We start from the raw sequence: 6,834 nt of genomic DNA, 5'->3' as shown, positions 1-6,834 counted from the left end.
CCCGTCGACGTCGAACGGCGGGCGCACGGGGAGGACGAGGTCGATGGCGCCGGGGTCGGCGTCGGGGTCCTGGCCGGTGCGGGCGCCGGGACGGCGAGCGCGCAGCTGCTGGGGCGGCATCCCGAAGACCTCGCGCACGGTGTCGTTGAACTGGCGGACGCTGGCGAATCCCGCCGAGAAGGCGACGTCCGCGATCGGCAGGTCGGTGCCGACGAGCAGCATGCGGGCGGTGTGCGCGCGGTGCGCGCGGGCGAGCGCGAGGGGGCCGGCGCCGAGTTCGGCGGTCAGCAGGCGCGAGAGGTGCCGGCTGGAGTATCCGAGGCGCGCGGCCAGGCCCGGCACGCCTTCGCGCTCGACGACGCCGTCGGCGATGAGGCGCATGGCGCGGCCGGCGGTGTCGCCGCGCAGGTCCCAGGCCGGCGAGCCCGGTGCGGCCTCGGGGAGGCACCGCTTGCAGGCGCGGTAGCCGGCCTCGTGGGCGGCGGCACTCGTGTCGAAGAACTCGACGTTGCCGGGCTTGGGTGTGCGCGCGGGGCAGCTCGGGCGGCAGTAGATGCCGGTCGTGCGCACGGCCGTGACGAACTGCCCATCGAAGCGCGCGTCGCGCGCGTGGATGGCGCTGTAGCGCTCGTCGAATCCGGGCATGTCTCCAGCCTGCCACTCCCGCGCCCCACCCACTCGCGGGAATCGGACATCAGTGCCGAGTGAGTACTCGCGAGCGAGGCCGGTGCGACGAGCGGCGCTGGACGCTAGCGTGCGGGGCATGAGCGAACGCGAATACGACGTCGTCGTCATCGGAGCCGGGGCCGTCGGCGAGAACGCCGCCGACCGCGCAGTGCAGGGCGGGCTGACCACGGTCATCGTCGAGGCCGAGCTGGTCGGCGGCGAGTGCTCGTACTGGGCCTGCATGCCGTCCAAGGCACTGCTGCGGGCCCCCTCCGCTCTGCGCGCAGCCCGTGCCGTGGCCGGAGCGCGCGAAGCGGTGACCGGCGACCTCGACGTCGCCGCGGTGCTGCGCCGGCGCGACGGCGTCACCCACGACTGGTCCGACGAGGGCCAGGTGCAGTGGCTCGACAGCGCCGGCATCGACCTGGTGCGCGGTCACGCGCGCCTTACCGGCATCCGTCGTGTCGAGGTCGCCTCGGCCGATGGCACCACGACCACGCTCGTCGCCCGGCACGCGGTCGTCGTCGCGACCGGTTCGGCCGCGCTCCTGCCCGACGTCGCCGGCCTCGCCGACATCCAACCGTGGACGAGCAGGGATGCCACCAGCGCCGAGACCGTACCGGAGTCGCTGGCCATCATCGGCGGCGGGGTCGTCGCCGCCGAGATGGCGACGGCGTACGCCGCGTTCGGGGCCGCGGTCACCCTCATCGTGCGCTCGCGCCTGCTCGGGTCGATGGAGCCGTTCGCGGGCGAGTTCGTGGCGGCATCCCTCAGCGCGGCGGGTGTCGACATCCGCCGAGGGGTGGAGGTCCTCCGTGCCGAGCGGGAGCAGGGGGCGGATGCCGTGCTCCACCTCTCCGACGGCACGCGCGTCACCGCCGCGGAGGTGCTCGTGGCCACCGGCCGCACGCCCCGCACCGGCGACCTCGGACTCGATGCGGTGGGGCTCTCCCCCGGCGACTGGCTCGAGACCGACGACACGATGCGCGCGCACGGCACCGACTGGCTGTACGCGGTCGGAGACGTGACCGGCCGGGCGCTGCTGACCCACCAGGGCAAGTACCAGGCGCGCGCCGCGGGCGACGTGATCGCCGCGCGCGCCCGCGGCGGCGCCGTGCAGGACGCGCCGTGGGGCGCGCACGTCGCCACCGCCGACCGCGCCGCCGTGCCGCAGGTCACCTTCACCGACCCCGAGGTGGCGTCGGTGGGGCTCACGGCTAAGGCCGCGACCGACGCGGGGCTGCGCACCCGCGTGCTCGATTACGATCTGGCATCCGTCGCCGGTGCGTCGGTGTACGCGGACGACTACCGCGGGCGGGCCCGCGCCGTCGTCGACGAGGACCGCGGGGTGCTCGTCGGGGCGACCTTCGTCGGTCCCGATGTCGCCGAGCTGCTGCACGCCGCGACGATCGCGGTGGTCGGCGAGGTGCCGCTCGAGCGGCTGTGGCACGCGGTGCCCGCGTACCCGACCGTCAGCGAGGTGTGGCTGCGCTGGCTCGAGGCCTACGGGCGGCCGACTCCCTGACGCGAACGGGGCCGCGAATACTCACTCGGCGTCAGTGGAAGAAGTGACGCTCCCCGGTGAAGTACATCGTGGCACCGGCGGCCCGCACCGCGTCGATGACCTCTTCGTCGCGCACCGAGCCTCCGGGCTGGATGATCGTGCGCACGCCGGCGTTGAGCAGCACCTGCACGCCGTCGGCGAAGGGGAAGAACGCATCGGATGCCGCGACCGAACCGGCCGCACGGTCACCGGCCCGCTCCACCGCGAGCCGGCACGAGTCGACGCGGTTGACCTGGCCCATGCCGATCCCGACGGTGGCCGAGGCCTTCGCCAGCACGATGGCGTTGGACTTCACCGCCCGGCAGGTCTTCCACGCGAACGACAGGTTCATCAGGTCCTCGTCCGCGGGACGCTCGCCGGTGACCAGCTGCCAGCCGTCGACGAGCGACTCGATCTCGTTCGGGAACCGGTCGGCGTCCTGCAGCAGCAGGCCGCCCGACACCAGCCGCACGTCCATCGGCTCCTGGCGCCAGTCGGCGGGGAGCTTCAGCACCCGCAGGTTCTTCTTCAGCCGGAACACCTCCAGCGCCTCGGGCTCGAAGTCCGGCGCGACGATCACCTCGGTGAAGATGTCACGCAGATTCTCGGCCATCTTCAGCGTCACGGTGCGGTTCGCGGCGATGACGCCGCCGAACGCCGAGACCGGGTCGCACTCGTGGGCGCGCAGGTGCGCCGACGCGATCGGATCCAGCGCCTGCGGGGCTGCCACGGCGATGCCGCACGGGTTGGCGTGCTTGATGATCGCCACGGCGGGCTTGATCAGGTCGAAGGCGGCGCGCAGGGCGGCGTCGGAGTCGACGTAGTTGTTGTAGGACATCTCCTTGCCCTGCAGCTGCGTGGCCTGGGCGATGCCGTGCCCGCCCGTCGTCGTGTAGATGGCGGCGCGCTGGTGCGAGTTCTCGCCGTAGCGCAGGGTCGCCAGTCGCTCGGCCTTGATGGTCAGGTGCGCGGGCAGGTCGCCTTCTTCGGCGAGGGTCTGCTCGGCGAACCACGTGGACACGGCTGTGTCGTACGCGGCGGTGTGCGAGAAGGCGCGGGCGGCGAGCTCCCGCCGCTGCACGAGCGAGGTGCCGCCGAGGGCGATGGCGTCGATGACGGCCGGGTAGGACTCGGGAGAGACCACGACCGCGACGTTGGCGAAGTTCTTGGCGCTCGCGCGCACCATCGCGGGCCCGCCGATGTCGATCTGCTCGACGACGTCTTCGGGAGACGCGCCCGAGGCGACCGTCTCGACGAAGGGATAGAGGTTCACCACCACGAGCTCGAACGGCGCGATGCCGAGCTCGGCGAGCTGCCGCTCGTGGTCCTCGAGGCGAAGGTCCGCCAGCAGGCCCGCGTGCACGCTCGGGTGCAGGGTCTTCACGCGGCCGCCGAGGGACTCGGGGAATCCGGTGACGGATGCCACATCGGTGACGGCGAAGCCCGCCTCGCGCACGGTGGCCGCCGTCGAGCCGGTCGAGACGATCTCGACTCCCGCATCGGCCAGGGCTCGGGCGAGCACGAGCAGATCGGTCTTGTCGCTCACCGACACGAGGGCGCGGCGCACCGGGACGATGTCGCGGGAACGGTATAGGGACGGGTCGTGGCTCGGGCCGGCCATGGAGATCCTCCGGGTCAGGGTGCGGATGCCGCGGTGAGGTCCAGCTCACCGACGGCGATACGACGGACGACGTCGATCAGCAGGCGCCGCTCGACGGGCTTGATGCGCTCGTGCAGGGTGTGCTCGTCGTCCTCGGGCAGCACCGGCACGCGCTCCTGCGCGAGGATGGGCCCGGAGTCGACACCGCTGTCGACGACGATGACGCTCGCCCCGGTACGGGCGGCGCCGGCAGCGAGGGCGTCGCGCACGCCGTGCGCGCCGGGGAACTCGGGGAGGTAGGCCGGATGAGTGTTGACGATGCGCGGCGACCACGCCTCGACGACGGCGGCGGGCAGCAGCTTCATCAGACCGCTCAGCACGACGAGGTCCGGCTGCCAGCGCTCGAGCTGCTGCTGCAGCTGCTCGCCCCACGCCTCGCGCTCGGCGGCGCCACGCCAGGGGACGACGAAGCTCGGGATGCCGAAGTGGTCCGCGTGCGCGAGACCGGCGGCTTGCCGGTCCGCACCCACGACGACCACCTGGGCCGGAAAGGCGGGATCGGCCGTCGCCTCGAGGAGGGCCTGGAGATTCGACCCTGCACCCGAGATGAGGACGGCGACCCTGAGCACGCGGTCAGTCTACCGGCGGGCGCGACCCGCGGTCGGCCGTGGTCTCCGGCCCCGCCATGCCGTCGTCGTCCCGGTGCGGGTCCGGCGTCGCGTCGAACGCCACGGGGATGGGCTCGGTGGTCGGCGCAGGCTCGGGCACCCGCTGCACGGGCTCCAGAGCGCCACCGGGCTCGTCGCGGCCGCGGGGCGAGAGAAGCAGGACGGCGGCCCCGATCGCGGCCTCGAGTCCGACGGTGAGGGCGAGTGGGCCGGGATCCGGCCCCACCGAGGCGAGCGTCCCCGGACCGATCGATCCCGACGCAACGGCGGCCAGCAGCGCGGCCCCCGCTCCGGAGAGCACGGCGATGCCGAGCGTCACCACGACGCGCGCACCCATCGGCTCGGGCCCGGGGACGCCGGCACGGTCGCGTACCAGCTGCGACCGCGTCGTCCACCCCGCCAGAGCACCGGCGGCCACCGGCAGCAGCGCGAGCAGCAGCAGCCACGGCGAGGCGGATTCGGGAAGCGCGCCGAGCACCGGGATGCCCGGGAGCGGACCGACCTGGGTGCCCACCGGCGAGACGACGGTGTCGACGCCCACCGCGAAGCCGGGTCCGGCGATGAAGGAGACCGCCCACACCACGAAGGTGGGGAGGTAGGCCAGGTGGCCGACGGTGAACACCGAGGCGCCCAGCGCGTCGACCTGCGCGGATTGGAAGAGGGCGATGATCTGCGATCCGCGCAGCAGCACGGCGGCGGTGAGCAGCAGCGCACCGACCCCGATGAGCGCCATCAGCACGATCGCCGTGCCGCGGGCGATGAGACCCGGGACCTCGGACCACGCGCCGCCGCGGCGGTCCAGCACCACGCGCACGCTGTCGACCACACCGTCGTCGCCGTCTCGCCACGCCACCGACACCGCTCCGGCGAATGCCGGCACCGTGTACACCAGGGCGGGGAGGGCCACGGCCTGCCACGGCTCGACCGCGGCGATGTCGTTGGCGGTCGTGGCGAGCACCGCCGCCGCTGCCGCCACCACGACGACGGCACCGGTGAGCACGCCCACGACCCAGGCTCCGGCGGCGGCGGCGCGGGCGCCCGAGCGGAAGGCGAAGACGGCCGTGAACACCGTCAGCGCGAGCGGTGCCAGCGAGACGGTGAACGACGCCGCGGCCGCGTCGATCCCCAGGGGAACCGTGAGCTCCTCGGGCAGACTCACCGCGAGTGGCACGAGATGCCCGAGCTGCCAGATGCGCCCCGCGGCCGGCCAGAGCCCCGCCCACGGGGCATCGGCTCCGAAACCGAAGATCCACAGCAGCGTGAGGGGCGCGAGCGCGGCAACGAGCCCCACAGCGACGGCCAGGATGGCGTCGAAGGCGGCGAGGAGGGCGACGAGAAGGCGATTCATGCGCTGTCGACCCTACCTGCGGCGGGCGGGCGTCCCGTGCGGGCGGCGGGCGCGTCACGCGTGTCAGATCTCACAGGGAATCGCAATACATTTAGGGTATGACCTCCACCCGATCGGGCGCGAAGCCGCCCGCCTCCTCGCCTGCCCCCACGACGGGAGCACTCGACCGCTTCTTCTCCATCACCGAACGTGGATCCACCGTCGGCACCGAGGTGCGCGGCGGTCTCGTCACGTTCGTCACGATGGCCTACATCGTGATCCTGAACCCGATCATCCTGTCCACCCCCGACGTGTCGGGTGAGGTCCTCAACCCCGCCGCCGTCGCCGCCAGCACCGCCCTCACAGCCGGCTTCATGACGATCCTCTTCGGCATCGTCACCCGGCTGCCGTTCGCGTTCGCCGCGGGTCTGGGCATCAACGCGTTCCTCGCGTTCTCCGTCGTCGGCCAGGTCACCTGGGGCGAGGCGATGGCCCTCACGATCATCAACGGCCTCATCATCGTGCTGCTGGCGGCGACCGGCCTGCGCAAGATGATCTTCGACGCGGTGCCGGTGCAGCTGAAGCTCGCCATCACGGTCGGCATCGGCCTGTTCATCGCCTTCATCGGCTTCGTCAACGCCGGCTTCGTGCGCACCGGCGGCGGCACGCCCCTCGAGCTCGGCACCGCCGGGTCGATCGCCTCGATCGACACGCTGCTGTTCGTGGTCACGCTGCTCATCGGCGGCATCCTCATCGCGCTGAAGGTGAAGGGCGCCATCCTCATCGCCCTCGTGGGCGGCACCGTGCTCGCCGCCATCGTCAACCTCTTCACGCCCGTCGCGGACTTCGGTCTCAGCGGCGGGGTGTTCGCGCTCCCCGACCTCAGCCTCGTCGGCGCCGTGGACTTCGGCTTCGACTTCGCCAAGGTCGGCTTCGTCGCCCTGCTGATGTTCGTGTTCACCCTGGTGTTCACCAACTTCTTCGACGCCATGGGCACCATGACGGGCCTCGCGAAGGAGGCCGACCTCGC

The 6,834-nt window shown here is 72.7% G+C and carries 6 protein-coding genes; 2 read left to right on the top strand and 4 right to left on the bottom strand.

From position 1 onward, the window contains the following. Positions 1-645 (bottom strand): bifunctional transcriptional activator/DNA repair enzyme AdaA (locus NQ160_RS11280; RefSeq protein WP_257515337.1); only part of this gene is annotated, 645 nt, incomplete at its 3' end. A gap of 118 nt (positions 646-763) precedes the next feature. On the opposite strand from NQ160_RS11280, the gene NQ160_RS11275 reads away from it, so the two are divergent. Further along, positions 764-2,191 carry a dihydrolipoyl dehydrogenase family protein gene (locus NQ160_RS11275; protein WP_257515336.1) on the top strand — a complete coding sequence of 476 codons (1,428 nt, stop codon included), beginning with the start codon at positions 764-766 and terminating at the stop codon, positions 2,189-2,191. Between the two features lie 31 nt (positions 2,192-2,222). Here NQ160_RS11275 and purH read toward each other — a convergent pair whose 3' ends face one another. Genes purH through NQ160_RS11260 form a run of 3 tightly spaced genes read right to left on the bottom strand, consistent with a single transcriptional unit; the run spans position 2,223 to position 5,825 of the window. Next, positions 2,223-3,830: a bifunctional phosphoribosylaminoimidazolecarboxamide formyltransferase/IMP cyclohydrolase gene (purH, locus tag NQ160_RS11270; RefSeq protein ID WP_257515335.1), complete on the bottom strand. Its 1,608-nt coding sequence runs from the start codon at positions 3,828-3,830 to the stop codon at positions 2,223-2,225. Positions 3,831-3,844: 14 nt separating this feature from the next. After that, entirely contained in the window at positions 3,845-4,438 is a 594-nt protein-coding gene (purN, locus tag NQ160_RS11265) for a phosphoribosylglycinamide formyltransferase (protein WP_257515334.1), read from the bottom strand. Between the two features lie 4 nt (positions 4,439-4,442). Further along, on the bottom strand, positions 4,443-5,825 hold the full coding sequence (locus NQ160_RS11260) for a cell division protein PerM (protein ID WP_257515333.1): 1,383 nt from the start codon (positions 5,823-5,825) through the stop codon (positions 4,443-4,445). A gap of 98 nt (positions 5,826-5,923) precedes the next feature. Here NQ160_RS11260 and NQ160_RS11255 point away from each other — a divergent pair. Continuing rightward, a partial coding sequence (locus NQ160_RS11255; protein WP_257515332.1) for an NCS2 family permease occupies positions 5,924-6,834 on the top strand: 911 nt, incomplete at its 3' end.

It is taken from the genome of Microbacterium sp. zg.Y909 (genome assembly GCF_024626565.1).
The sequence above is the reverse complement of the archived record's forward strand: the minus strand, read 5'-3'. Positions and strand labels throughout refer to the sequence as shown.

Coding starts and splice junctions, on each gene's coding strand:
- NQ160_RS11275 (WP_257515336.1), top strand. CDS start 764: ATGAGCGAACGCGAATACGACGTCGTCGTCATCGGAGCCGGGGCCGTC.
- NQ160_RS11260 (WP_257515333.1), bottom strand. CDS start 5,825: ATGAATCGCCTTCTCGTCGCCCTCCTCGCCGCCTTCGACGCCATCCTG.
- purH (WP_257515335.1), bottom strand. CDS start 3,830: ATGGCCGGCCCGAGCCACGACCCGTCCCTATACCGTTCCCGCGACATC.